This is a genomic window from Dactylosporangium sp. CA-139114, assembly GCF_050955725.1.
In the GTDB taxonomy this organism is placed as follows: Bacteria; Actinomycetota; Actinomycetes; order Mycobacteriales; family Micromonosporaceae; genus Dactylosporangium.
Genome location: NZ_CP192080.1, coordinates 671,682 through 694,650, shown reverse-complemented (window position 1 = coordinate 694,650; position 22,969 = coordinate 671,682). Strand labels below are relative to the sequence as shown.

The 22,969-nt window shown below is 70.7% G+C and carries 20 protein-coding genes, 1 pseudogene and 1 riboswitch; of the genes and pseudogenes, 9 read left to right on the top strand and 12 right to left on the bottom strand.

What is annotated here, in order from left to right; translation table 11 throughout:
* Positions 1-7: 7 nt before the first annotated feature.
* Positions 8-124, top strand: a riboswitch (SAM riboswitch).
* Positions 125-146: 22 nt separating this feature from the next.
* The gene (locus ACQP2P_RS03130; RefSeq protein ID WP_433618948.1) at positions 147-1,373 is read left to right on the top strand and encodes an aminotransferase class V-fold PLP-dependent enzyme; all 1,227 of its coding nucleotides are present in this window, start codon (positions 147-149) and stop codon (positions 1,371-1,373) included.
* A 7-nt stretch (positions 1,374-1,380) separates the two neighbouring features.
* On the opposite strand, the gene ligD (ACQP2P_RS03125) is transcribed toward ACQP2P_RS03130, so the two are convergent.
* Positions 1,381-2,265: a non-homologous end-joining DNA ligase gene (ligD, locus tag ACQP2P_RS03125; RefSeq protein WP_433613069.1), complete on the bottom strand. Its 885-nt coding sequence runs from the start codon at positions 2,263-2,265 to the stop codon at positions 1,381-1,383.
* Positions 2,258-3,187, bottom strand: coding sequence for a non-homologous end-joining DNA ligase (gene ligD, locus ACQP2P_RS03120; RefSeq protein ID WP_433613067.1), 930 nt, complete (start codon positions 3,185-3,187; stop codon positions 2,258-2,260). Before ligD (ACQP2P_RS03120) ends, ligD (ACQP2P_RS03125) begins: the two co-directional genes overlap by 8 nt.
* A gap of 97 nt (positions 3,188-3,284) precedes the next feature.
* On the opposite strand from ligD (ACQP2P_RS03120), the gene ACQP2P_RS03115 reads away from it, so the two are divergent.
* Positions 3,285-4,220, top strand: coding sequence for a Ku protein (locus tag ACQP2P_RS03115; RefSeq protein ID WP_433613065.1), 936 nt, complete (start codon positions 3,285-3,287; stop codon positions 4,218-4,220).
* Here the strand turns inward: ACQP2P_RS03115 and ACQP2P_RS03110 are convergent.
* The 5 genes from ACQP2P_RS03110 to ACQP2P_RS03090 form a co-directional block, all read right to left on the bottom strand.
* The gene (locus ACQP2P_RS03110; RefSeq protein ID WP_433613063.1) at positions 4,105-4,665 is read right to left on the bottom strand and encodes a hypothetical protein; all 561 of its coding nucleotides are present in this window, start codon (positions 4,663-4,665) and stop codon (positions 4,105-4,107) included. The genes ACQP2P_RS03115 and ACQP2P_RS03110 overlap by 116 nt on opposite strands.
* Positions 4,662-6,296 carry a fatty acid--CoA ligase gene (locus tag ACQP2P_RS03105; RefSeq protein ID WP_433613061.1) on the bottom strand — a complete coding sequence of 545 codons (1,635 nt, stop codon included), beginning with the start codon at positions 6,294-6,296 and terminating at the stop codon, positions 4,662-4,664. The genes ACQP2P_RS03110 and ACQP2P_RS03105 overlap by 4 nt, the downstream gene beginning before the upstream one ends.
* A gap of 129 nt (positions 6,297-6,425) precedes the next feature.
* Positions 6,426-7,964, bottom strand: coding sequence for an MDR family MFS transporter (locus ACQP2P_RS03100; protein ID WP_433613059.1), 1,539 nt, complete (start codon positions 7,962-7,964; stop codon positions 6,426-6,428).
* On the bottom strand, positions 7,961-8,428 hold the full coding sequence (locus ACQP2P_RS03095) for a MarR family winged helix-turn-helix transcriptional regulator (RefSeq protein ID WP_433613057.1): 468 nt from the start codon (positions 8,426-8,428) through the stop codon (positions 7,961-7,963). The genes ACQP2P_RS03100 and ACQP2P_RS03095 overlap by 4 nt, the downstream gene beginning before the upstream one ends.
* A 599-nt stretch (positions 8,429-9,027) precedes the next feature.
* Positions 9,028-9,420, bottom strand: a complete 393-nt coding sequence (locus ACQP2P_RS03090) for a winged helix-turn-helix domain-containing protein (RefSeq protein WP_433613055.1) — start codon at positions 9,418-9,420, stop codon at positions 9,028-9,030.
* A gap of 202 nt (positions 9,421-9,622) precedes the next feature.
* On the opposite strand from ACQP2P_RS03090, the gene ACQP2P_RS03085 reads away from it, so the two are divergent.
* Positions 9,623-9,862 (top strand): hypothetical protein, encoded by a 240-nt coding sequence (locus ACQP2P_RS03085; protein WP_433613053.1) that lies wholly within the window; start codon positions 9,623-9,625, stop codon positions 9,860-9,862.
* A 386-nt stretch (positions 9,863-10,248) separates the two neighbouring features.
* Here the strand turns inward: ACQP2P_RS03085 and ACQP2P_RS03080 are convergent, their stop codons facing one another.
* Complete coding sequence (locus tag ACQP2P_RS03080; protein WP_433613051.1) at positions 10,249-11,649, bottom strand: hypothetical protein; 1,401 nt, start codon at positions 11,647-11,649, stop codon at positions 10,249-10,251.
* 330 nt (positions 11,650-11,979) lie between these two features.
* On the opposite strand from ACQP2P_RS03080, the gene ACQP2P_RS03075 reads away from it, so the two are divergent.
* The gene (locus tag ACQP2P_RS03075; RefSeq protein ID WP_433618946.1) at positions 11,980-12,816 is read left to right on the top strand and encodes a PSP1 domain-containing protein; all 837 of its coding nucleotides are present in this window, start codon (positions 11,980-11,982) and stop codon (positions 12,814-12,816) included.
* Positions 12,817-12,927: 111 nt separating this feature from the next.
* On the opposite strand, the gene ACQP2P_RS03070 is transcribed toward ACQP2P_RS03075, so the two are convergent.
* Entirely contained in the window at positions 12,928-14,361 is a 1,434-nt protein-coding gene (locus tag ACQP2P_RS03070; RefSeq protein ID WP_433613049.1) for a cellulose binding domain-containing protein, read from the bottom strand.
* A gap of 13 nt (positions 14,362-14,374) precedes the next feature.
* Positions 14,375-15,562 carry a putative bifunctional diguanylate cyclase/phosphodiesterase gene (locus tag ACQP2P_RS03065; RefSeq protein WP_433613047.1) on the bottom strand — a complete coding sequence of 396 codons (1,188 nt, stop codon included), beginning with the start codon at positions 15,560-15,562 and terminating at the stop codon, positions 14,375-14,377.
* Positions 15,563-15,705: 143 nt separating this feature from the next.
* Here ACQP2P_RS03065 and ACQP2P_RS03060 point away from each other — a divergent pair, with 143 nt between their 5' ends.
* The 4 genes and pseudogenes from ACQP2P_RS03060 (at position 15,706) to ACQP2P_RS03045 (ending at position 19,696) form a co-directional block, all read left to right on the top strand.
* Complete coding sequence (locus tag ACQP2P_RS03060) at positions 15,706-15,924, top strand: hypothetical protein (protein WP_433619598.1); 219 nt, start codon at positions 15,706-15,708, stop codon at positions 15,922-15,924.
* Positions 15,837-16,391 (top strand): annotated as a pseudogene (locus ACQP2P_RS03055) (transposase); the annotation flags it as partial. The gene ACQP2P_RS03060 and the pseudogene ACQP2P_RS03055, both read left to right, overlap by 88 nt.
* A 137-nt stretch (positions 16,392-16,528) precedes the next feature.
* Positions 16,529-17,293, top strand: a complete 765-nt coding sequence (locus tag ACQP2P_RS03050) for a transposase (protein ID WP_433613045.1) — start codon at positions 16,529-16,531, stop codon at positions 17,291-17,293.
* A gap of 249 nt (positions 17,294-17,542) precedes the next feature.
* Entirely contained in the window at positions 17,543-19,696 is a 2,154-nt protein-coding gene (locus ACQP2P_RS03045; protein WP_433613043.1) for an NACHT domain-containing protein, read from the top strand.
* On the opposite strand, the gene ACQP2P_RS03040 is transcribed toward ACQP2P_RS03045, so the two are convergent.
* The gene (locus ACQP2P_RS03040) at positions 19,683-20,984 is read right to left on the bottom strand and encodes a cytochrome P450 (RefSeq protein WP_433613041.1); all 1,302 of its coding nucleotides are present in this window, start codon (positions 20,982-20,984) and stop codon (positions 19,683-19,685) included. The genes ACQP2P_RS03045 and ACQP2P_RS03040 overlap by 14 nt on opposite strands.
* A 52-nt stretch (positions 20,985-21,036) precedes the next feature.
* On the opposite strand from ACQP2P_RS03040, the gene ACQP2P_RS03035 reads away from it, so the two are divergent.
* On the top strand, positions 21,037-21,837 hold the full coding sequence (locus tag ACQP2P_RS03035; protein ID WP_433613039.1) for a glycosyltransferase family 2 protein: 801 nt from the start codon (positions 21,037-21,039) through the stop codon (positions 21,835-21,837).
* A gap of 184 nt (positions 21,838-22,021) precedes the next feature.
* On the opposite strand, the gene ACQP2P_RS03030 is transcribed toward ACQP2P_RS03035, so the two are convergent.
* On the bottom strand, positions 22,022-22,858 hold the full coding sequence (locus tag ACQP2P_RS03030; RefSeq protein WP_433613037.1) for a hypothetical protein: 837 nt from the start codon (positions 22,856-22,858) through the stop codon (positions 22,022-22,024).
* Positions 22,859-22,969 lie beyond the last annotated feature (111 nt).

The window sequence follows — 22,969 nt, the reverse complement described above, 5'->3', positions numbered from 1 at the left end:
CGCGACAGGTCACGAGTGCCAGCGCACAGCCCCGGCTTGCTGGCCGGCAACCCTCGCGTTCGCGGCGGGGTGCCCCGGGTGATGACCCGGCCCGGCACGCGGTGTGCCCGGGCAAGCGCGAACGAAGGGGCTGCCCCGTGTCCGAAATCCTCACGCCCGGCGAGGTCAAGCTGTCCGACGGCCGCTGCGTCGACTTCGCCAACCTCGACGTCGCCGCGACCGCGCCGTGCCTGCGGGTCGTCGCCGACGTCGTCGCGGAGCTGCTGCCCTACTACGGCAGCGTCCACCGCGGCGCGGGCGCCCTGTCGCAGCGCTGCACGCGGGAGTACGAGCAGGCCCGCGAGACCGTCGCGGACGTCCTCGGCCACGGGCCGGGCGACACGGTGATCTTCACGCGCAACACCACGGACGCGTTCAACCTGCTCGCGCGGGCCGTTCCGGCGGGCACCACGGTCGTCACGTTCGACGCCGAGCACCACGCCAACCTGCTGCCCTGGCGCGACGCGGTCCGGCTGCCGGCGCCCCGCACGCCGCAGGAGGCCGTCGCGGCGCTGGAGCTCTACCTGGACCGATCCCGCAACCCCGCCATCCTCGTCAGCGTCACCGCGGCGAGCAACGTGACCGGCGAGGTGTGGCCGGTGGAGCGGCTGGCCGAGGTCGCGCACCGCTACGGCGCCCGGATCGCCGTCGACGCCGCGCAGCTGGCCCCGCACGCCCCCGGGCGGCTGGCCGGACTGGGCGCGGACTACGTCGCGTTCTCCGGGCACAAGCTCTACGCGCCGTTCGGGGCGGGCGTGCTCGCCGGGCGGGCGGACTGGCTGGACGCGGCCGAGCCCTACCTGGCCGGCGGCGGGGCCAGCGCCCACGTCCCCGACGACGGGCCCGCGCGCTGGGCCACCGGCCCGGCCCGCCACGAGGCCGGCACCCCCAACCTCCTCGGCGCGGTCGCCCTCGCCACCGCGCTGCGCGCCCTGCACGACCGCGACCTCGCCGGCGACCTCGCGAACACCGAGCAGACGCTGCTGCACCGGCTGCGCGCCGGGCTCGCCGCGCTGCCGCACGTGGAGGAGCTGCGGCTCTTCCCCGCCGACGCGGAGCGGGTCGGCATCGTCTCCTTCGCCGTGCTGGGCCGCGACCCGGGCGAGCTCGCGGTGACGCTCGGCCGCGACCACGGCATCGGGGTGCGCACGGGCCTGTTCTGCGCGCACCCGCTGACCCGCCGCCTGCTCGGCGAGGCCACCGGGCGCCTGACCGGCGCGGCGTTGCCGGAGGCGGCGGGCTGCGAGCCGGGGGCCGAGCAGGCCGTCCGGGCCAGCTTCGGCCTCGGCACGACCGAGGAGCACATCGACCGGCTGCTCGCCGCCCTGCGATGAGCCCGGCTCAGCGGCCCAGCAGGAGGTCGCCGCGGGCCGCGACGCGGTCGAGCACCACCGATGGGGTCAGGTCCGCGGCGGTCAGCTCGCCGGCCTCGACCTCGTCCCACGTCAGCGGGGCGCTCACGGTCGGGGTGGGGCCGGCGCGCAGGGAGTAGGGCGCGACCGTCGTCTTGAACGCGTTGTTCTGGCTCCAGTCGATGAACACCTTGCCGGGCCGCAGCTGCTTCGCCATCTTCGCGACCACGAGCCGCGGCCGGGCGCGGGCCAGCTCCTCGGCGACCGCCTTCGCGTAGGCGCTCACCTCGTCGGCCGTCTCCTCGCCGGGCAGGGGCACGACGAGCTGCATGCCCTTCTTGCCGGAGGTCTTCGCCGCGCATTGCAGGCCGTCGGCGGCCAGGCGCTCGCGCAGGATCAGGGCCACCTCGAAGCACTCCGGCAGCCCCGCGGGCGGGCCGGGGTCGAGGTCCACGACGAGCTGGTCGGGGTCGAGCGGGCGGCCCTGCGCGTCGACCCGCCACTGCGGCGTGTGCAGCTCCAGCGCCGCGAGGTTGGCCAGCCACACGACCGTCGCGAGCTCCTCGACCACGATGAAGTCGATCTGCTCGCGCCCCTTCGAGGAGCCGGGGACCGGCAGCCTTACGGTCCGCACCCACTCCGGCGTCCCGGCCGGCGCGTTCTTCTCGAAGAAGCCGTCGCCCTCGACGCCGTTCGGGTAGCGGGTGCGGGTCAGGGGCCGGTCCCGCAGGTGCGGCAGCAGCGTCGGGGCGATCCGGGTGTAGTAGTCGAGGACCTCGCCCTTGGTGAAGCCCGCGCGCGGATACAGCACCTTGTCGAGGTTGGAGATGTCCAGCCGCCGGCCGTCGACCTCCACGTGAATCCGGTCAGGCATCGCGGACCTCCTCGGCGCTGAGGTCCGGGCGGATGCGCAGGAAGCGCGGGAAGCGCAGCCGGCCGTCGCGCGTGCGGTGCCCGAACTTCACCTCGACCACCAGGTGCGGGTTCACCCACACGGCGCCGCGGGCGTCCTCCCGCGGCACCGACGCGCCGAACGGGTTCCGGCTCGCCGTCAGGGGCTGCAGGGCCGCCAGCAGCGAGCGCTCGGACGCGCCGGAGATGCCGCCGCCCACCCGGCCGCGGTAGGCCAGCCCGCCCGGGACCGGCACCCCGACCAGCAACGCACCGAGCGCGCGCTTGCCCGGCCGCCAGCCGCCGACCACGAACTCGCAGCTCTCCTCGAGCTTCACCTTGATCCAGTCGGGCGTACGGACTCCCGGGTGGTACAGCGACTCCGCCCGCTTCGCCACCACGCCCTCGAGCCGGTTCTCCCGGCTGGCCGCCACCGTCGCGGGGCCGTCGTCGAACGACGGGGGCACCATCGCGCGGGAGCCGAGCGGGAGCGCTTCGAGGCGTTCGCGGCGGGTGCGGTACGGCAGCCCGACAAGCTCGTCGCCCTCCGCGCGCAGGGCGTCGAAGACGAGGTACGTCACCGGCACCGTGGCCGCCAGGCGCGCGGCCCGGTTCGGCTCGCGCACGTGCATGCGCTCGGCGAGCACCTGGAACGACGGCTGCCCGGCCTCGTCCATGGCCACCACCTCGCCGTCGAGCACCGAGTCGGCCAGGCCCCGCCCGACGCCGGCGAGCTCCGGGTAGGCGGCCGTCACCTCGGCCCCCGAGCGCGCGAAAAGCCTGGTCACACCCTCGCGGACGACGGCGATCGCGCGGATGCCGTCCCACTTGAACTCGTACGACCAGCCGGGCCCGGCGGGCAGCGCGCCGGACGAGGCGAGCATCGGGGCCGGCGGAGCTGCCATGTTCCACACGATAGTTCGCCTGCGAGTTCCTCGCGCCCGGCTCGAAACGATGCGAAGCTGAAGATTGCATGGTCGATACGCTGCGGAAAGGATCCTCATGCGCGCGATCTGGAAGGGCGCGGTCTCCTTCGGGCTGGTCTCGATCGCCGTCCGCCTCTACTCGGCGACGGAGGAGAAGGACATCCGCTTCCACCAGGTGCACCGGGAGGACGGCGGCCGGATCAAGTACAAGCGCGTCTGCTCCGTCGACGGCGAAGAGGTCGCCTACGACGACATCGCCAAGGGCTACGACCTCGGTGGCGGCGAGATGGTCGTCCTCACCGACGAGGACTTCTCCGACCTGCCGCTGACCACCAGCCGCGCGATCGAGGTGCTGGAGTTCGTGCCGACCGAGCAGGTCGACCCGATCCTCTACAACAAGGCGTACTACCTGGAGCCGGAGCAGACCGCGGCCAAGCCCTACGCCCTGCTGCGCGACGCGCTGACCAACGTCGACCGCGTCGCGATCGTGAAGGTGGCCCTGCGCCAGCGCGAACAGCTGGCCACCCTCCGCGTGCGCGACAACGTGCTGGTGCTCAACACCATGCTGTGGCCGGACGAGATCCGCGCGGCCAAGTTCGACGTCCTCGACGAGGACGTGACCGCCCGCCCCGCCGAGCTCGCGATGGCCGGCTCCCTCATCGAGTCGATGGCGGGCGACTTCGACCCGAGCACCTACACCGACAACTACCGCGAGGCCCTGCAGGAGGTCATCGACGCCAAGGTGGCCGGGCGCGAGGTCGTGCAGCCGGAGGAGGCCGAGGAGGCGCCGGCCGCCGCGGTCGACCTGATGGCCGCGCTGCGCGCCTCGGTCGAACGGGCCCGGGCCGCCCGCGGCGAGGAACCCGCCGCGTCCGACGAGGAGAAGGCGACTCCGATCAAGAAGGCGACGGCGAAGAAGGCGACAGCGGCGAAGAAGGCGGCGCCGGCGAAGAAGGCGGCGCCGGCCAAGAAGGCCCCGGCGAAGAAGACGGCCGCGAAGAAATCCGCGTGAAGTAGACGGTCGCGGACGCCCGGTCGAGCAGCAGCCCGCCGCCGACGTCGAGCCAGTGCGGCGCCGGCGGGGCGAACGGGCGCAGGTCGGCCGGGATGTCCGGGGCGGCCGCCGGGGCGCCGCCGGGCGCGGCGGCGGCGCGCTCGGGGGTGAGGACCGCGAGGCCGTTCATCTCGTAGTCCATCGGGCCGGTCTCGGGGCAGCTGCGGGCGCGGGCCTCGTGCTCCTGCCAGTGCACGGATCGGATCGGGCGCAGCTGGGGGTACAGCTGCTCGATCCTCGCCTTCTCCGTGAAGACCGAGGTCTTCGGCGGCCTGGTGAGGTCGGGGCAGCCCGCGAGCCCCGGCACCCAGTCGCGCAGTGCCAGGGCCGCGCCGCAGATCGCGATCACGCAGGCCGACAGCGCCGCGGTGATCGCCAGCGCTATCTTCGCCGGGCGGGTCACCCGTTGATCTGTACCACCTCGAGGGAGCCGCCCGCATAGTCGGAGCGCACCCGCTTCTTGTCGAACTTGCCGACGCTCGTCTTCGGCACCGCCTCGATGAACGACCAGCGCTCCGGCAGCTGCCAGCGGGCGACCTTCTCGGCGAGGAACTCGCGCAGGGTCTCGGCGTCGGCGGTGGCGCCCTCGCGGAGCACGACCGTCGCGAGCGGGCGCTCGCCCCACTTGTCGTCGGGCACGCCGACCACGCAGGCCTCGAGCACCGCGGGGTGGGCCATGATCGCGTTCTCCAGGTCCACCGAGCTGATCCACTCGCCGCCGGACTTGATGACGTCCTTGGCGCGGTCGGTCAGGGTCAGGTACCCGTTCGGCGTGAGCGTGCCGACGTCGCCCGTGCGCAGCCAGCCGTTCTCGAACTTGTCCGGGTCCGGGCCGTCCTCGCCGATGTACTGGGCGGTGATCCAGGGCCCGCGCACCTGCAGCTCGCCGACCGCCTTGCCGTCGCTGGGCATCGGCTCGCCACCGGGGCCCACGATGCGGCCCTCGACGCTCGCCGGGAGGCGGCCCTGGGTGTAGCGGTACGACCACGCCTCCGGGTAGTCCACTCCGTGCGGGGCCCGGGCGACGGAGCCGAGCGGGGACATCTCCGTCATGCCCCACGCGTGGATGACCTGGATGCCGTACCGCTCCGCGTACGCGTGCATGAGGGCCGGCGGGCAGGCCGAGCCGCCGATGACGACCTCCTTGAGCGAGGAGACGTCGGTCGGGTTCGCGTCGAGGTAGGCCAGCAGGTCCGTGAAGATCGTGGGCACGGCCCCGGCGAACGCGGGCCGCTCCACCTCGATCATCTTGGCCAGCGGCGCGGCCTGCAGGAACCGGTCGGGCATGAGCAGCTGGGCGCCGCTCATCAGCGCCGCATACGGCAGGCCCCAGGCCATCGCGTGGAACATGGGCACGATGGTCAGGTTGCGCATCTGCGGGCCGAGTCCGAAGCTCTCCGCCATGCACACCTCCATCGAGTGCAGGTAGATGGAGCGGTGGGAGTAGGCGACGCCCTTGGGGTTGCCGGTCGTGCCGCTGGTGTAGCACAGGGCCGCCGCGTCGTCCTCGTCCAGCTCCGGCCACTCGAAGGTGTCGGGACGGCCCGCGAGCAGCTCGTCCCACGAGTGCACCTCGACGCCGTCCTTGACCAGCTTGGACGTGTCGCCGGCGCCGGCCACGACGATGTGCCGCACGGTGCTCAGGTGCGGCAGCACGCCGGCCAGCAGCGGGATCAGCGTCGAGTCGACGATCACCACCCGGTCCTCGGCGTGGTTGGCGATGTAGATCAGCTGCTCGGGGAACAGGCGCAGGTTGAGGGTGTGCAGCACGGCGCCCATGCTCGGCACCGCGAGGTATGCGACCAGGTGCTCGGCGTTGTTCCACATCAGGGTGCCGACGCGCTCGTCGCCGGTGACGCCGAGCCCGCGCAGGGCGTGGGCCAGGCGCGCGGCCTGACGACCGATCTCGGCATAGCTGGTGCGCCGGACGCCCTCGCCGGTCCAGGTCGCGACGTCGGAGTCGCCGTGGACGGTGGAGCCGTGCTGCAGAATGCGGGAGATCAGGAGGGGTGTCTTCATCATCGTGCTGCGCATGACAGCAAAGCTAATGTGCGCTGCGCCACAATGAAACCCGCGAGTAACAATATGTACGGACGCCCGACATGGCGGGCCCCGGTCCGGATCGGCTCCGCGAAGCGCGCCGATCCGGACCGGAGGAACTTCCTAGAACGCGGCGACCTTGGCTTCCATGTCGGCCGCGTCGGTCGTCTCGGCCTGAGTCGCGCCCTGCAGCGCCTTGTTCGGCAGCGCCACGGTGATCAGGGTGCCCAGCAGCGCGACGAACGCGGCCGCCAGGAACACCGGGTGCAGCGCGTTGACGAAGAGATGCTCGACCATCGCCAGCTGGGCCGGGGGCAGCGAGCGCACCTGGGCCGGCGCGTTGATCGACACGCCCCCGCTCGCCCCGCTGAGCTTGCTGTTCATCACCGCGCCGAGCGCCGCGACGCCGACGGAGCCGCCGAGCGAGCGGAAGAAGGTCGCCGCGGAGGTGCCGGCACCCATGTCGCGCAGCTCGAGGGAGTTCTGCACGGCCAGGATCAGCGGCTGCATCGCCAGGCCCAGGCCCACGCCGATGACGGTCATGTAGATGAACGCCTGCCACAGCGGGGTGTCGACCTGCAGCGTGGTGAACAGCAGCAGCCCGGAGCCCATGACGACGGTGCCGGCGACCGGGAACCACTTGTAGCGGCCGAGCCGGGAGATGATCCGGCCGGACACGATCGACGTCACGATGACGCCCGCCATCATCGGCAGCATGAGCAGGCCCGAGCGGGTCGGGGTGGCGCCCTTGACGATCTGCAGGTACAGCGGCACGTAGATGATCGAGCCGAACATCGCGAAGCCGAGGATGAACGTGGCCGTGTTGGACAGCGAGAACGTGGCCCGCTTGAACAGCCGCAGCGGCAGGATCGGCTCCTCGGCCCGGGCCTCGGCGAACACGAACAGCACGGCGAGCACGACGAACCCGGCCAGCAGGCCGAGGATCTTGGCCGAGTCCCACGCGTAGCCCTCGCTGCCGCCGAGCGACAGGGCCAGCAGCAGCGCGCTGGAGCCGGCGACCATCAGCGTGGCGCCGAGGTAGTCGACACGGTGCTCGCGGCGGGTGTGCGGGACGAGCCGCAGCACGCGGGCGCACACGAACAGGGCGAAGATGCCCAGCGGCACGTTGATGTAGAAGATCCAGCGCCAGTCGTGCTCGGCGAAGTAGCCGCCGACGAGCGGCCCGGCGACCGAGGAGATGCCGAACACGGCGCCGAACAGGCCCTGGTAGCGGGCCCGCTCGCGGGGCGCGACGACGTCGGAGACGATCGTGAACGCGAGCGTCATGAGGCCGCCGGCGCCGATGCCCTGCAGGGCCCGGGTCGCGATGAGCTCGGTCATGTTCTGCGAGAGGCCGGCCAGCAGCGAGCCCGCCAGGAAGGTCGCGATCGCGAACAGCAGCACGGGGCGGCGGCCGTAGAGGTCGCTGATCTTGCCGTACAGCGGCGTCGACGCGGTGGAGGCGAGCAGATATGCGGTGACGACCCAGGAGTAGTGGTCGAGTCCGCCGAGGTCGCCCACGATCGTCGGCAGCGCGGTGCCCACGATCGTCTGGTCGAGCGCGGCGAGCAGCATCCCGGTCATGAGACCGCCCATCAGCAGCAGAATCTGCCGGTGGGCGAGGGTGGGCCGGGTCTGTTGCTCCGGCGCGGCGGTGGTCATCGACAATCCCTCTCTTGCGGAAGCTTCTCCGCGATCGACTCGTTCAGCCGGGTGAACAGCGCGGCGAACTCCGCACGCTGCTCCGGCGTCCAGTCCGCGAGCAGTTCCCGCCAGATGGACAGCCAGCGGTCGCGGTTCTCGGCGAAAACCTCGCGGCCGAGGTCGGTGACCTCGACGAGGCTCGCCCGTTTGTCCGACGGGTCCTGGGCCCGGCCGACGAGCCCGGCGCTCTCCAGCGCGGCGACCTGCCGGCTCACGGTGGACAGGTCGAGGCTCACCTCGGCGGCGAGGGCCGACAGCCGGAACGGCCCGTCGACCGCGATCCGGCTCAGCAGGACGTAGGCCGGGCGTTCGAGGCCGCGACCGGCGTCGTTCCACTTGAGGGTGGCGAAGAGCCGCTCGGACAGCCGGATGAACCGGCCGACCTGCCGCCCGATGGCGGCGTGCTCGCTGTCCTCGTACAAGCGCTCCCCCGAACTCGATACTTGCTTGGCACAAGCATCGGTTTCCCGGGCGGTCGACTTCAAGCTATTTACGGGTGATGCGCGGCACGCCGGAGGATGAATCGGGTCCGGGCCCGCCGGGATTCAGGGCCCGTCTCGGGGTCTGCCCCGGTTCAGAGCAGGACTCGGGGTTCGCCGCGGTTCAGAGCAGGACTCGGGGTTCGCCGGCGTTCAGGGCATGCCTCGGGGTCCGCCGCGGTTCAGAGCATGACTCGGGTCCGTCGGGGTGCGGACCGTCGCTCCCGCCAGACACCGCTCGGCGCTGGCGCGCCGACGCTGCCAGGTCCGCGGCTGGTCGCGGTCAGCCGGATCGCAGTCCGTTCGCGAGACTGTCCGGCGGGACGAAGCCGAGGCCGACGCCGAGCCCGCGGCCGGTCGGGCCAACGACACTGCCCGGCGGGACCGAACCTGACACCGACGCCGATTCCGCGGCTGGTCGAATCAGCGGCGCTGTCCGGCGGGACCGAACCCGACGCCGACGCCGAGCCCGCAGCTGGTCGAATCAGCGGCGCTGTCCGGCGGGGCCGAACCCGACGCCCGAGTCCGCGGCCGCAGCGGCGCTATTCGGCGGGGCCGAACTCGTAGCGGTCCGCCGGGTAGGCCTTGTCGCCGACGACGAGCACGGGCACGCCTTCCTGCATGCTGTGCTCCTTCTTCTCCGCCGGCGTGGGCATGCGGGCGGTCACGACCTCGCCCGCGTGCAGCCAGATGCGCTCGCGCGGCTGGATGGCGCGAACCCGGCTGCGGTAGCCGCGCTTGCTCTCGACGAGACCCTCGCTGCGCAGGTGCGCCATCGCGTCTCGGATGGTGTCGCGACCGACGTCGTGCTCCTCGGCGAGATACTTCTCCGAGGGCAGCAGACTTCCCGGCGGCAGTTCACCGCTGATGATCTGTTGCCGAATCACGTCCGCGACCTGCCTATACAGCGACTGGCCGGAACTCCGGGAGATCATGCTGGCGACCATACGAAGCGAAATCGGCAGGTAACTACCTGGCCTTATGGCCCCACGGCCACATAGTGCTACTATCACCGTAGCGCGGGGCCGGGCTGGGCGGTCAGGCCTCGCGCCGTTCAGGACCGGGGTGCGGCGGCCGTCCAAACTGCTGCGAGCCGCGCGGTCGCCGCACCCCCCGAGCACCGATGGAGGCCTCGCGATGCAGGACGACGAGGAAGAGCTCAGCCCGGTCGTGTCCCTGGACCTGCGCGCGATCACCGCGGTCATCACCGAGGACGAAGGCGACCCGATCCTGCTCATCGACGACGGCGACGTGCAGATCGAGTTCACGTCCGGCATGAACGGCAGCTGGGACCACGCCATCATCGGCGCCCAGCGGGTGGCGTCCGCGGCCCTGGAGTTCGCCGCCGTCCTCCGCCGCCGCCCGGTCCGCCACTAGTCCCCGCACCGCCCGCCCAACCACCGCTCGCCCAACCACCACCGCACAACCATCACCGCCCGATCCACACCAGCCCCGCGCCGCCCGGTCAACCGCCGCGGCCCAACAACCACCGCCGATCCACCACCAGCCCGCACCACCCAATCAACCGCCGCCGCGCACTCAACCGCCGCCGCTCGCTCGATCGCCGCCGCCGCTCGCTCGATCGCCGCCGCCGCCGCCCGCTCGACCGCCGCCCAATCCGCCGCCGGTCCCCCGCGTCACCCCGGCTCAGCCGCCGCCACTTGGGCGGCTTTTTGCTTTGGCGCACCAAAAGACGCCGCCCGGGCAGCCTCGATGTGAGACTGCACGGGCGGCGAAGGGGTTGCGAGGGGTCTTGAGGGGTCTCAGGCCGCCGAACGCCGGCGGGACAGCACCACGAACATCCGGCCCGCGACGACCAGCAGCAGGCCCGCGCCGAGGACGAGCGCGGCGCGCGAACCGGTCACCGGCAGGGTGTCGCCGCCGCCCGAGCCGCCGCTCACGCCGCCGTAGCCGCCGCCGTTCGAGCCGCCGCCCTGGCCGTAGCCGCCGGACGAAGGCGACGCCGCGGCCGCCTCCAGCTGGCAGACGCCCAGGTCCAGGATCGTGGTCTGGTCGGTCTGGTCGCCGTACCCGCCCGACTTCCACTTCGTGCGCACGATCAGCTTGACGCGGACCGAGTACGCCTTCGCGTAGAGGCCGGACGCGCTCGTCTGCTTCTCGACCGAGCCGAGCTCGACGCGCAGCACGACGGCGCGGGCCGGGCGGGCCGAGCGGCCCTCGGTGTTGCGCACCGTGGACTGGCCGCCGCCGACGACCGGCAGGCCGGGCAGCAGGCCCGCGAGCAGCGACTCCGGGATCGCGGTGGCGCCGCCGATGGTGCCGGACAGGGCGCTCGTCGCGCCGCCGAGCAGGTCCAGCAGCGGCAGGCCCGCGACCGGAAGGTTCTCGGCGCGGCCCAGGTCCTCGGCCTCGGTGCGGGAGTTGCCGTCGACGGGGACGACCACGTCGACGTGCGAGCCGGCCGACTCGACCTTCAGCGCGTCGCGGCCCGGCACGCGGACCTCGAGCACCGGCGCCTTGTAGTCGACGGTCTTCTTGGCCCCGGCCGTGACCGTCAGGCTCGGCGGGCTGACGACCCGCACGCCGATCGCGGACGGGCCGCCGGCCAGGAGCGTGAAGTCGGCGATGCCACCCGTGGCCGTCGCCTTCGCGACCGTCTTGCCGCCGAGCTTGTCGACCCCGGTCGCGGTCGAGCTCTGGATCGCACCGAAGCGCAGCAGGGCGCGGCCGCCGCGGCCGGGCAGCACCGCCAGGCCGGCCAGGCGGGCGTCGGCGGTGGCGCGGGGGCCGGCGGCCGCGGTGCACTGGGCCGCGTCCTGCCAGGTGGCGTGGGCGCGCAGGCCGCCGGTGCCGGCCTGGAGCACGCCGAGGTTGACGCCCTGGACCGGTACCGTTGCCGCCTGCTCGTGCGGCGGCGGGGCCTGCTGGTAGGCGCTCGGGCCGATCAGGCCGGGCGGGAGCACGCCGCTGCTCTGGATGTAGCGGGCGTCCGCGGCGGCCCGGGCCGGGCCGCCCGCGAAGCCGGAGTGCGCGGTGGCGGTCCGCAGCTCCGGCAGCGGTGGCGTATTGAGCCCGATGCCGCGCAGGTCCAGACCGCCGATCGCGAGCGTGTTCGCGGCGGCCGTGGCGCCGAAGCCTTCGGGGCAGCCGGAGCTCTCCGGCGCGCCCGCCGAGGCGGGAGCCGCTAACGCGACCGGGCTCACTGCTCCGAGGACCCCAGCGGCGGCGAGGGCCACGATGAGTCGGGCTGTTTTTGGGCGCGCGGAAGCTACAGGTGCCGTCATAGCGATGAGGTCCTCCGAGACCGGGGAGTACGGGAGCCAGCCCGTCAGGGCGTGCCACTGCTGCGCCCAACGAGGCCTCCCGGCCGGAGTTACGCCCCCTTTTGCGGTCTCATCCGCACTAGTAACGGCGAAAGCTACGAGATAGGTACGGGGTCGCTCAAAAGTATCGAGTCGGACTTTTCCCCACTTTTCCCGTCATCTGATCGCGGGCCGTAGGCGCCCGCCGTGACCCGCGTTACTGTGATCGCCATGGGCATGCTGTGCGCGGTGAGCTTCAATCGCTACGGCCGGCTGTTCTACTTCGACCCCGGCGAGCTGCGCCCCCAGGTGGGTGACCGCGTGCTGATCCCGACCGACGACGGGCCCGAGGTGGCCGAGTGCGTCTGGGCCGCCCAGTGGGTCACCGAGGAGACCGAGGGCTTCCCGCGCCTCCTCGGCCTGGCGGGCGACGAGGACCTGCGCCGCGACGAGCTGCTGCGCAAGCGCAAGGCCGAGGCCAAGGTCGCGGCGAAGCGCCTGATCCGCGACCACGAGCTGCCGATGAAGGTCGTGGCAGTAGATCATGTGCTCGACGCCGCGGGCGGGCAGGGCGCGCGGACCACCATCTACTTCACCGCACCCCATCGGGTGGATTTCCGTTCCCTGGTGCGGGATCTGGGCGCGACCCTGCACTGCCGGGTCGAGCTGCGGCAGCTCTCCGCGCGCGACTCGGCCCGCGTCCAGGGCGGCATCGGCTCGTGCGGGCGCGACCTGTGCTGCGCCACGTTCCTCAACGACTTCGAGCCCGTGACCATCCGCATGGCCAAGGACCAGGACCTGCCGCTCAACCCGCTGCGCATCTCGGGCGCCTGCGGGCGACTCATGTGCTGCTTGAAATACGAACATCCCCTGTACGTCTCGTTCCAGGCGACGGCCCCCGCCGTCGGGACGCGGGTGAGCACCCCGGACGGCGAGGGCCGCGTGGTCGGGCACAGCGTGCCGCGGGACTCGGTCGTCGTGCGCATGGACGCCGACGGCTCCCGCTGCTCCTGCAGCCGGGCGTCGGTGTGCGGATCACGCCAGGCGTATGAGGAGCGGCACGGCTAGACCCCGTCCTGTACAGAAGGCCTGCCGTGACCGGCGGCGGACCTGGCAGCGACGGCGCGCGGCGCCGAACGGTGAGGCGGAGCAACCGCACGGAGGCGACCGTCGATTGGCTCAGCCGCACGGGCTCCCGTTGAGCGTGAACCCGGACGGGCTCGGGTTGGTGCCCTGCCAGATGCCCTGGACGCCGAAGGTCAGCGAGGCCCCCGCGGCCAGCGTCGGCTGGTCACCGGTCGGCCGCACGACGACCCCGGTGCCGCTCTGCGCGGCGATCGCGTTCCAGTAGCTGGTGACCTTCTGCCCGGCCGTGTAGTCGAAGCGCAGCGTCCAGCCCTGCATCGGGGCCGCGGTGAGGTTGGTCAGGGTCACGTCGGCGACGAAGCCGGGGCTCCACTCGCTGCGCTTGACGTAGGCGACCCGGCAGGTGCGCTGCTCGGCCACCGCCGGGCCGGTCGTCGGCGGCGGCGCGGCCGGGCCGCTGGTCCCCGCCGCGCCGGACGGGCGGGTCGAGGTGCCGCGGGACGGGGTGGCGGCGGGGCTCCCGGTCGCGCCGGAGCGCCCGGGCAACGCGCCGCGGCCGGGCTGGGCGGTGGCCGGGCCGCGGGTGGCGTTCGGGTCGAAGGGCAGCTGTCCGTCGTCGGCGGCCAGCGGCGAGGTGAGGCCGCCGGGTTCGCTCAGGAGGGCGACGAGGGCGAGCGGTACGACCGCCGCCGCCAGCGCCGCGCCCAGCCGGACGCGCCACGAGGGCAGGGCCGCCCCGACGGCCATGGCGGCCGGGACGGTGGCGGTGATCCTGGTGCCGCCGCCCGGGCGCGACCAGACCGTCAGCTGCCCGCCGCAGACGCGGGCCCGCTCGCGCATGCCGGCGATTCCGCGCTCGGCGGCGGGCGGCGGCGTGAAGCCGGCGCCGTCGTCGCGGACCTCCAGCGTGATGCCGTCGCCGTCGCGCTCCAGCGTCACGGCCACCGTCTCGGCGCGGGCGTGGGCGGCGACGTTGGCCAGCGCCTCGCGGAGGATCCAGCACAGCTCGATGCCGGCCTCGGGCGCCGCGTCGCCGGTCTCGTCCAGGCCCGCGCTGTGCAGGATGACCCCGACGCCGGAGCGCTGCGACCACTCCTGGGTGATCGCGGCGACCAGATCGGGCAGCGCGGCGTCGGTGGGGTCGGCGCGGGGCTCGAGCATCGCGGCCAGTTCGAGGGTCTCGGTCAGCGAGGCGTGCATCTCGCTCTGCAGGCGCGCCCGCTCGGCCGCGGCCGCCTCGGCGCTCAGCCGCCGGTCGCGGGCCGACCAGCGCCGCCACGCGTGCATCGCGACCCAGGGCAGCGCCCCGGCGAGCCCGACCGCGACCTTGGCCGCGACCCCGTCGGCGAGGAACAGCAGGACCAGGCCGACCACCGCCCCGGGCCAGCCCAGCAGCGCTCCGGCGGTGGCGGCGGCCGCGATGAGCAGGATCGCGGCGGGGAGGGGGGTCAGCGCCGTCGCGGCGAACGCGGCGACGACGGCCACGACGAGCGAGACGCCGAGGCGGAGGCGGAGATCGGCACCCATGGCCCGTGCAGTATCACACCTCCGGGCCCCAGACCTCGGACTCGTAGCGTGACAGGTCGCCTGCGGGCAGCCATCGCTGCAGCTCAGTGGCGGTGAGTGGGCGAGCGAAGTGGAAGCCCTGGGCCTTGTGGCAGCCCAGCAGCGTGAGCTCGCGGGCCTGGGCCTCGCTCTCCACGCCCTCGGCGACCGTGTCCAGGTGCAGGATCTGGCCGAGGCGCAGCACCGCCTGGGCGACCGCGCCGCCGCGGGAGGTCCCGTCCAGCTCGGCGACGAAGCCGCGGTCGAGCTTGAGCACGTCGACGGGGAGGCGGGCCAGGTACCGCAGGGACGAGTACCCGGTGCCGAAGTCGTCGAGCGCGATGCGGATGCCGGCGTTGGAGAGCACCGCGAGCTGCGCGACCGAGGCCCGCTCGCCGATCACCGCGCCCTCGGTCACCTCGAGCACCAGGTTGCCGGGGAAGAACCCGGTCCGCTCCAGGATGGCCAGCACCTGCGCGGCGAAGCCGTCGTCGTCCAGCTGCCGCGGCGAGACGTTCACGTTGAGCTGCAGCGCCGGCAGCCGCCGCTGCCAGAGCGCGGCCCGGGTCGAGGCCTCCAGCAGCACCCAGCGGCCGAGGTCGCCGATGACGCCGATGCGCTCGGCGAGCGGGACGAACGCGTCGGGCTCCAGCGTGCCGCGCTCGGGGTGGGCCCAGCGCACGAGCGCCTCCACGCCGACGAGGTCGCCGTCGGGCAGGGCCACGATCGGCTGGTACAGCAGCCGCAGCTCGCCCTTGCCCACCGCCTCGCGCAGCTGTTCGGCGAGCGGGCCGGCCGCGACCGCGGTGGGCTCGTAGCAGGCCCACGGCGCGCCGTCCGGGCGGCTGCGCGCCTCCTGCAGCGCGAGGGCGGCCCGGCGCAGCAGGTCGTCGGCGCCGTACTCGCCGGGCGCGGCCACCGCGATGCCGATGCGCGCCGGCCCGGCCACGGCGATGCGCCGCGCGACGGCCTCGGCGTTGTCGACGCTGCGGATGTGCAGCACGGCCGCGAACTCCTCGCCGACGCGGCCGACCGGATCGTCGCGCAGCACGCTGCGGCGCATGAGCTCGTCGAAGTCGTCGAGCGCGGCGCCGCCGGGCCGCTCGGGGCCGACGAGCAGCACCGCGGTGCTGCGGCCCTCGCGCGCTCCCCGGCTCAGCGCCGCGGCCACGGCCTCACGCATCCCGGCGTCCCGACTCCACTGAGTCCTGATCGGCGGGGCCGGGGCGAACCTGACCGGAACGCGTCAGACGCCCCGGCCAGGGCAGCCGCCATGGCAAAGGGCCCGGGACCTGAGTCCCGGGCCCTTGTCGGAGTGATCTTAGGGTGATCGATACGACGTTGGCCGATCTGCTGTTCCCCTGGCGGGCTGCGATTCGGGTGGAGAAGGTCAGCGACGACGGGCAGAGCATCCACGTACGGACGCGTACAGTCGCCACCTCGGCGATCTGTCCTACATGCGGTACCGCTTCGCCGCGGGTACACGCCCGCTACCAGCGCCAGGTGGATCGCCAGCCGGTGGCCACCGGCTGGCGATCCACCTGAAGGTACGGCGGTTCGTGTGCATGGCGGCTGAGTGCGCGCAGCGCACGTTCGCCGAACAGGTTCACGGTTTGACGGCGCGCCACGCCCGGAAAAGCGTGGCGTTACGCCGGCAGTTGCAGAACATCACGGTGGCCCTGGCCGGGGGTCCGGGAGCCCGCCTGGCGGCCCGTTCGGCGATCGCGGTGAGTCGCTCGACGTTGCTGCGGCTACTGCGGGCGATGCCGGCGCCCGAGGTCAAGGCGGGCCCGCGGGTGCTGGGCGTCGATGACTTCGCACTGCGTCGCGGGCATGTCTACGCCACAGTCCTGATCGACATGGACACCCACCGCTCAATCGACGTACTCGCTGGGTGCACCGCCGAGGCGTTCGCCGCGTGGCTGCGAGCGCACCCCGGCGTACAGGTCATCTGCCGCGACCGGGGCGGCACCTACGCCGACGGCGCGCGGACCGGAGCGCCGCAGGCGGTCCAGGTCGCTGACCGGTACCACCTGTGGGCCAACCTCGGCCAGGCGGTCGAGAAAACCGTCTGGACCCACCGCGGCTGCCTGGCCGAACCGGCACCCCGACCCCGACCACCGACGCCGTGGCGCCCCCATCGGACGGGATGCTCGACGTCAACGGCCAGCCTCGACCTCTGTTGGCCCGCAAACAGCAACGGCACGCCACCATCCAGCAGCTGCGCACCCAGGGGCACTCCCTGGCCGAGATCAGCCGGCAACTCGGCGTGTCCTTCCGCACCGTGCAGCGGTACGCCGCGGCGAACCTCGACGACCTGCTCGCTCCGGCACTGCACCGGCCCAGCGCGCTGGACGATCACGCCGGCTACATCCATCAGCGCCGCGCCGAAGGGCTAACCGCCGCCGCCCAACTGCACGCCGAACTGCGAACCCGCGGCTGGCACGGCAGCCTGCGCACCGTGCAGCGCTACCTGCAACGACTCCGCCCGGCCGCCACCACACCCCGGCTAGCGCCAGCGCCGAAACCACGCCGGGTCACCAGCTGGATCATGACCAAGCCCGAGCACTTGCACACCGAGCACAGCGCGGCGCTCACCGCCATCCTTGCCCGCTGCCCAGCACTACGGGCGGTGCGCTGGCATGTCGCCGCGTTCGCGGCCATGATGCGCGAGCTCAGCGGGGAACACGTCGACAGCTGGATGCACGCTGTGGAAGCCGACGACCTACCCGACCTGCACACCCTCGTGACCAGCCTGCGCCGCGACCACGCCGCGGTGACCGCCGGCCTCACCCTGCCCTACAGCTCCGGCGCCGTCGAAGGTCAGGTCAACCGCATCAAGGCACTCAAACGCGCCATGTACGGCCGCGCCAACCTCGACCTACTCCGCCAACGCATCCTCATCCCACACTGAGTCACACGTCTGACCAACGAATCCTGCCAACGCCGTCCGCACAGGCCGGTCACCCACCTTGTCGTCGATGCGTGGCCACTCCGGCGTCAGCCCATTGGGCCATCGGCTGACGCCGGTCATTCTGTTAGCTTTCCCGGTAGATCAGTACGGTGAATCTGGCAGCTACGGGACGGATGGTTGATGAACCGGAGTAGGGTCGTTCGGGCTTCGCTCGCTGCTATCTGTCTTAGCACGCTGCTATCGGCCGTCGTGAACGTCGCTACCAACATCTTGCCGACGAGCTGGGAGAGGTGGGAGTGGGTTTCGCTGCCGTTGATTCTGGTTCTGGTACTTGTAACCGGCGTCAGAGAGGCACGAGGCGGCCAGGGAACAGCAGATCCCATCGATTCGCGTCAGGCGCTGGCCCGAGCCGTCGGCGCTCGGCTGGACAGCGGCGGTGCACTGAGCGCGCTGAATCCGCCGGGCCCCATGGTGGTCACCTGGACGGCCGGCCGCGCGGAACTCTCCGCCCACCGCGACATCCTGCTGCAGGAGAACGGCAGGCGTCTGCCACGCATCGGTGCGTTCGACGACGTCCTACACCTTTTCCGGCAGGTGCCGACCCAGCAGCTGGTCATTCTCGGCGGTCCAGGTTCCGGCAAAACGGCGTTATCGGTCTACCTTCAGCGCGAAATCCTGCGGTCCCGCGCGGAGTCTGAGGCTGTGCCGTTGCTGGTCACGCTGAGCGACTGGGATCCAACGCACGAAGCACTGACCGACTGGTTCGCTCGCAAAGCGCTACGGGATCATCCGGCTCTCGGCAATTACCACCGGTACGGTCGCCGCGCCGTTCAACGTTTGGTTGAGGATCGGATCATCATGCCGATCCTCGATGGGCTGGATGAGATGCCAGCCGATCGGCGCGCGGCGGCGCTGCGGGCCCTCCTCCGCTTCGCTGGCAGTGATCACCCGTTCGTCCTCACCTGCCGGACCGAACAGTACGCGGATGCACTGCACGAGATCGGAAGCGTACTCCCCCGCGCCGCCGTGATCGAAATGGCTCCCGTCGAGGTCGGCGACGCTATCACCTATCTAAACCACCGATCACTGCCGCGTTCGCGCCGATGGGAACCCGTCGAGGCGGACATCCGCAGTAATCCCGACGGCCCTGTCGCCCTGGCCCTTTCCACCCCGCTGATGATCTGGCTGGCCGCCGAGGTCTACCGCGGCAATACGGACCCCGCCGTGCTCGTCGACCGCAGGCGGTTCGCCACCGCCGACGGCATCCAGCAGCACCTGCTCGACGGCTTCCTGCCGAGTGCCTATCCGGACGGGCCGACCAGCAACGAGCAGCCCGGACCGCGATATGCGACGGCTGATGTGCGGAAATGGCTATGCTTTCTGGCGCTGCATCTGGATCGCAAGGGCAGCCGGGACATCGTCTGGTGGCAACTGTCGGCGGAGCTGCCTACGTCGATACGGATCGCCGTAGGCCTCTTCCTCTGCGTCGTCGTCGGTGGAGGCCTATCGGGTTTCGTGCTCGGCCGGCATAACCCGCCGCTGTTCGTCGCCATGCTCACCGTCGCCATGACTGTGCCGATCACCTGGGCGCTCACGCACGCCGGTTCCCAGGTCCAACCTGTTCAACTCGGCGCGCGTGCGACAAACTCAGCCAAAGTCATCCTCAAGCGCTCGGTGATCGGTGTAGTAGTTGGCTTGATCGGCGGCATTGTGACCGGCCCCGCGCTCGGCCCGAAAGCTGCATCGCTCGTGACCGGCCTCGGGGTGCTTCTTAGCATCCTGTCCGCCACCTTCGGCCCGCCCGATCTAGCTAGAACGACCGCCCCTCGGAATCTACTGCGAGGGGACGCCATTGGCTTCGCGGCTCTGGCTGCACTCGGACTGACGACCGGCGCTCTGGGCTGGTTGATTACTGAGCTGTCCGGCAGCGCGATCTCCGCCAGGCTGGGTGCCGTATGCATCGGGATTCTCACCGGCATCTTCTTCGGCATCTACCTCCTGCGCTCCCCACAAGAGATCCGGGACTCGACCGTGCTAACTAGCCGCGCGTCGGCTGTGGGGGCGATAATCGGCGCGATCGCATTTGGTGCACTTGGATATCTCATCGGCGGCCTTTCTGATCAACCGATGATCAATGATTCCTGGACCGCCCTAGGCGGCTCGGCCGCATTCGGTCTATTCTTCGGATTGCTAGGCGGCCTAGCCGGTACAGCATCATCGTGGTATTGGATTTACGTCAGGTGGTGTTGGCTACGCGGAAGACTACCAAGACACCTGATGGCCTTCCTGGAGGATGCCCATCGGCGCGGAGTGCTACGACAGACGGGCGCGATCTATCAGTTTCGGCATGCAACGCTGCAGAATCGGCTAGTCACGATAGCATCAGAGATCAGCGGCGGCTAATCCGCATCCGCATTTCGCCACGCGGGCGCAGAGTTACTCGCGGCAGCATCCGCGCCGGTGCGCCCGCGTACCGAAGATGCCAGTCCCTGAGCACGCGCGAGAGTACGATCATAATTTCATTCACCGCAAAAGCGCCGGCGACGCAAGCTCGAGGGCCTGCACCGAAGGGGAGATAGGCACGCCGAGCCTCGACCGGTGTCCGATGCGTACCGCTGGGCCCGGTCAACCACCGGTACGGATCGAACTCGGCGGGGTGCGACCACCAACGGCGGTCGCGATGCAGGACGTACGGGCTCAGTAAAATGGTGATTCCGGCAGGCAGGCGACGCCCGGCCAGCACGACGTCCGACAGCGTCTGCCGCACCATGAGCCAGATTGGCGGATACAACCGGAGCGTCTCATCGACTACCGCCCGCAGTAGCGGACCTTCGACCGGGTCTGCCTCGACCTCGGCATTCACAGCGGCGAGGACACCCGGCTGGCCTGCCAGCGCATGGCATGCCCACGCCAAAGCATTGGTCGATGTCTCATGGCCGGCCAAGAGCAGCGTCAACAATTCGGCCCGTAGATCGCCGTCAGACAGTCCGGCCGCGGCGAGCCGGAAGAGCAGGTCGTTCCGGGTTTCCGCCGGCTGGGCCAGTAGCCTCCCGATGAGGCCATCGATTCCCGCGAGAGCAGCGCGGCGGGCGAGAACCTGCCGATGCCCTAGCCGCGGTGCGAACGCCACAAGTATGGCGTTGATCGCCATCCATCGCGTAGCGGCGTCCATGGATGTACGAACCATGGCCGCGTCGGCGTCGGAAACTGCGGTGCCGAAGGCCGTTCTGGTGAGGATCCGCAGTGTCGTCTCGGCGAAGGTAGCATGGACATCAATAATGGCTCCATCGCGCCACGACGAGGTCATGCGGTCGGCTTCGGATCGGATGATTTCGTCGTAGGTACCCAGCCGGTGCGGATGAAACTCGGGCTGAATGAACCGACGCCGCTGCCGGTGCCGCTCCCCTCGACTGGTCAGCAGGCCGTCGCCGAGGATGGTCCGCATCGGCGATTCCCCGAGGTGGCCAATTTGGGCCGACGGCGCAAACCCCTTGGAGAATCGCTTGTTGTCAGCTAGTGCAGTTCGTGTGGCGTCAGGGTCGGTGAGCAGAACTACGGGCCCACGAGCGACGTCCAGTTGAACTATATCACCGCACCGCTCAGCGGCGCGTTGAAGGAAATCCGGCGCGTTCCGGACAATTCCAGCAATCTGCGCGACTCGCGAGCGGCCATGCCGAGGAAGGTCTGTCATGAGGGCCAATGTAGCGGTTGACCGCACCTGGCTTCGATGTTTTAGTCTAGACATGGACGCAGCGAAGCAAAATTTCGCCGTGATCATCCCAGCAAAGAATGAAGAACTCTCAGTTGCGGCAGTTGTGACGGCCTTCTTTGCTGCATTCCGATCACTCAACTGTCCGGTTGATGTCATCGTAGTCGATGATCATTCAGATGATGCGACCAGAATTCGCGCCGACGCGGCCGGCGCCCGAGTGATAGCGTTGACCGAAAAAGGGGGCTTAGCCGAAGCCTTCCGGTCCGGAACGGTGGCCGCGCTTGCGGCTGGCGCTGAGTACATCGTTCAGGTTGACGCCGACGGTCAATACTCGGCTGAGGATCTGCCCCGACTGGTGTCGCGAGCCCTAGTTGGTGGCGATCTCGTCTTAGGCAACCGACTGTGGCGCCGCCCGGACGGAATGTCGGCCACACGGTACTTCGCCAATTGCGCGTTCTCACGCCTGGTGGCCGGTCTCAGCCTCGTATCCATCGCCGATTCACAGAGTGGTTATCGGATTTTTACTCGACAGGTCGCCGTCGACTGCCCGATCGCGACAGATTACACATATACGCAGGAGCAGGTCCTCCGCGCAGGACGCGCGGGCTTCGCGGTCAGCGACGTACCGGTAACGTTCAGCGTCCGCCAACACGGGACGAGCCGCCTGATCCCGTCGGTCGTCAAATATTCGTGGCGGGTGATCCTCAGCGTGCACGCTGTCTGTCGTTCACTGGGAATACCAGCCCATTGTCTTCTCGGTCGCGCCGCCGCGGCTATTCTGTTAGAATTGCGCTGCTCGTGGGGAAGGTATCGATGCACGAGAGAGTTATGACCGGGTCCATTCGAGCGGGCCTTTCCATTCCTGCATTGGTCCACCGAATCGCTATGCGATACGCCGTACCGGTACCCGATTCAGTGTATGAATTGTGGAAGGCTACGAACGCGCTGTTGAGTCATTTCGATGACGAGATGGAGGAGGCGCCCGAGCCGGTTTCACATCTAACACCATGGATCGATTATTTGGCGGGATACAGAGAGCGACATGATATTTCCACCATCTTGGCGCCACACCGCGAGGAGACGTTCGTCCGCGCGCGCTCGGCATTCGTCCGAGCCGATACATCGACAGAGTCTCGAATCCTTTTCGCAAGCGAACTCCGTCGCTGGATCGTCCTCGCACTCCGAATTCGACGGGCCAGTTCCATCTCTGAGCTGCTGAAACTCCGGCGCTCCGAAAGCGAATGCCTAGCGGCTCTGCTGACGGTCGTAGTCGCACCGAACCCACGTTTCGCCCAGGCCGTGGCCACCGTCACCGTAGCTGCCCAATACTTCGACAGCTTGGTCGATTTTAGGCGCGACGTCGCGGCTGGCTCAATCACGCTCGTCAGTCCGCTCGTTCCGGTCGCCTTCGGGTCCGCGTGCCTGTTTGAAACTCTGAGGTTCGCGATTCGCGTGCCGGCGCTGATGCCTGACATAGCGCGCAAGGCATGGTTAACATACCGCAACCGTGATGGACATCTGAACCGCCAGCGCGTTTTCGATTGATTCTGCAGCAGGTCGTCGGCGCCGTACTCGCCGGGCGCGGCCACCGCGATGCCGATGCGCGCGGGCCCGGCCACGGCGATGCGCCGCGCGACGGCCTCGGCGTTGTCGACGCTGCGGATGTGCAGCACGGCCGCGAACTCCTCGCCGACGCGGCCGACCGGATCGTCGCGCAGCACGCTGCGGCGCATGAGCTCGTCGAAGTCGTCGAGCGCGGCGCCGCCGGGCCGCTCGGGGCCGACGAGCAGCACCGCGGTGCTGCGGCCCTCGCGCGCACCCCGGCTCAGCGCCGCGGCCACGGCCTCACGCATCCCGGCGTCCCGACTCCACTGAGTCCTGATCGGCGGGGCCGGGGCGAACCTGACCGGAACGCGTCAGACGCCCCGGCCAGGGCAGCCGCCATGGCAAAGGGCCCGGGACCT

Coding starts and splice junctions, on each gene's coding strand:
- ACQP2P_RS03115 (WP_433613065.1), top strand. CDS start 3,285: ATGCGCGCGATCTGGAAGGGCGCGGTCTCCTTCGGGCTGGTCTCGATC.
- ACQP2P_RS03090 (WP_433613055.1), bottom strand. CDS start 9,420: ATGATCTCCCGGAGTTCCGGCCAGTCGCTGTATAGGCAGGTCGCGGAC.
- ligD (WP_433613067.1), bottom strand. CDS start 3,187: ATGGCAGCTCCGCCGGCCCCGATGCTCGCCTCGTCCGGCGCGCTGCCC.
- ACQP2P_RS03035 (WP_433613039.1), top strand. CDS start 21,037: ATGGACGCAGCGAAGCAAAATTTCGCCGTGATCATCCCAGCAAAGAAT.
- ACQP2P_RS03040 (WP_433613041.1), bottom strand. CDS start 20,984: ATGACAGACCTTCCTCGGCATGGCCGCTCGCGAGTCGCGCAGATTGCT.
- ACQP2P_RS03050 (WP_433613045.1), top strand. CDS start 16,529: ATGCTCGACGTCAACGGCCAGCCTCGACCTCTGTTGGCCCGCAAACAG.
- ACQP2P_RS03030 (WP_433613037.1), bottom strand. CDS start 22,858: ATGCGTGAGGCCGTGGCCGCGGCGCTGAGCCGGGGTGCGCGCGAGGGC.
- ACQP2P_RS03070 (WP_433613049.1), bottom strand. CDS start 14,361: ATGGGTGCCGATCTCCGCCTCCGCCTCGGCGTCTCGCTCGTCGTGGCC.
- ACQP2P_RS03075 (WP_433618946.1), top strand. CDS start 11,980: ATGGGCATGCTGTGCGCGGTGAGCTTCAATCGCTACGGCCGGCTGTTC.
- ACQP2P_RS03100 (WP_433613059.1), bottom strand. CDS start 7,964: ATGACCACCGCCGCGCCGGAGCAACAGACCCGGCCCACCCTCGCCCAC.
- ACQP2P_RS03085 (WP_433613053.1), top strand. CDS start 9,623: ATGCAGGACGACGAGGAAGAGCTCAGCCCGGTCGTGTCCCTGGACCTG.
- ACQP2P_RS03105 (WP_433613061.1), bottom strand. CDS start 6,296: ATGCGCAGCACGATGATGAAGACACCCCTCCTGATCTCCCGCATTCTG.
- ligD (WP_433613069.1), bottom strand. CDS start 2,265: ATGCCTGACCGGATTCACGTGGAGGTCGACGGCCGGCGGCTGGACATC.
- ACQP2P_RS03065 (WP_433613047.1), bottom strand. CDS start 15,562: ATGCGTGAGGCCGTGGCCGCGGCGCTGAGCCGGGGAGCGCGCGAGGGC.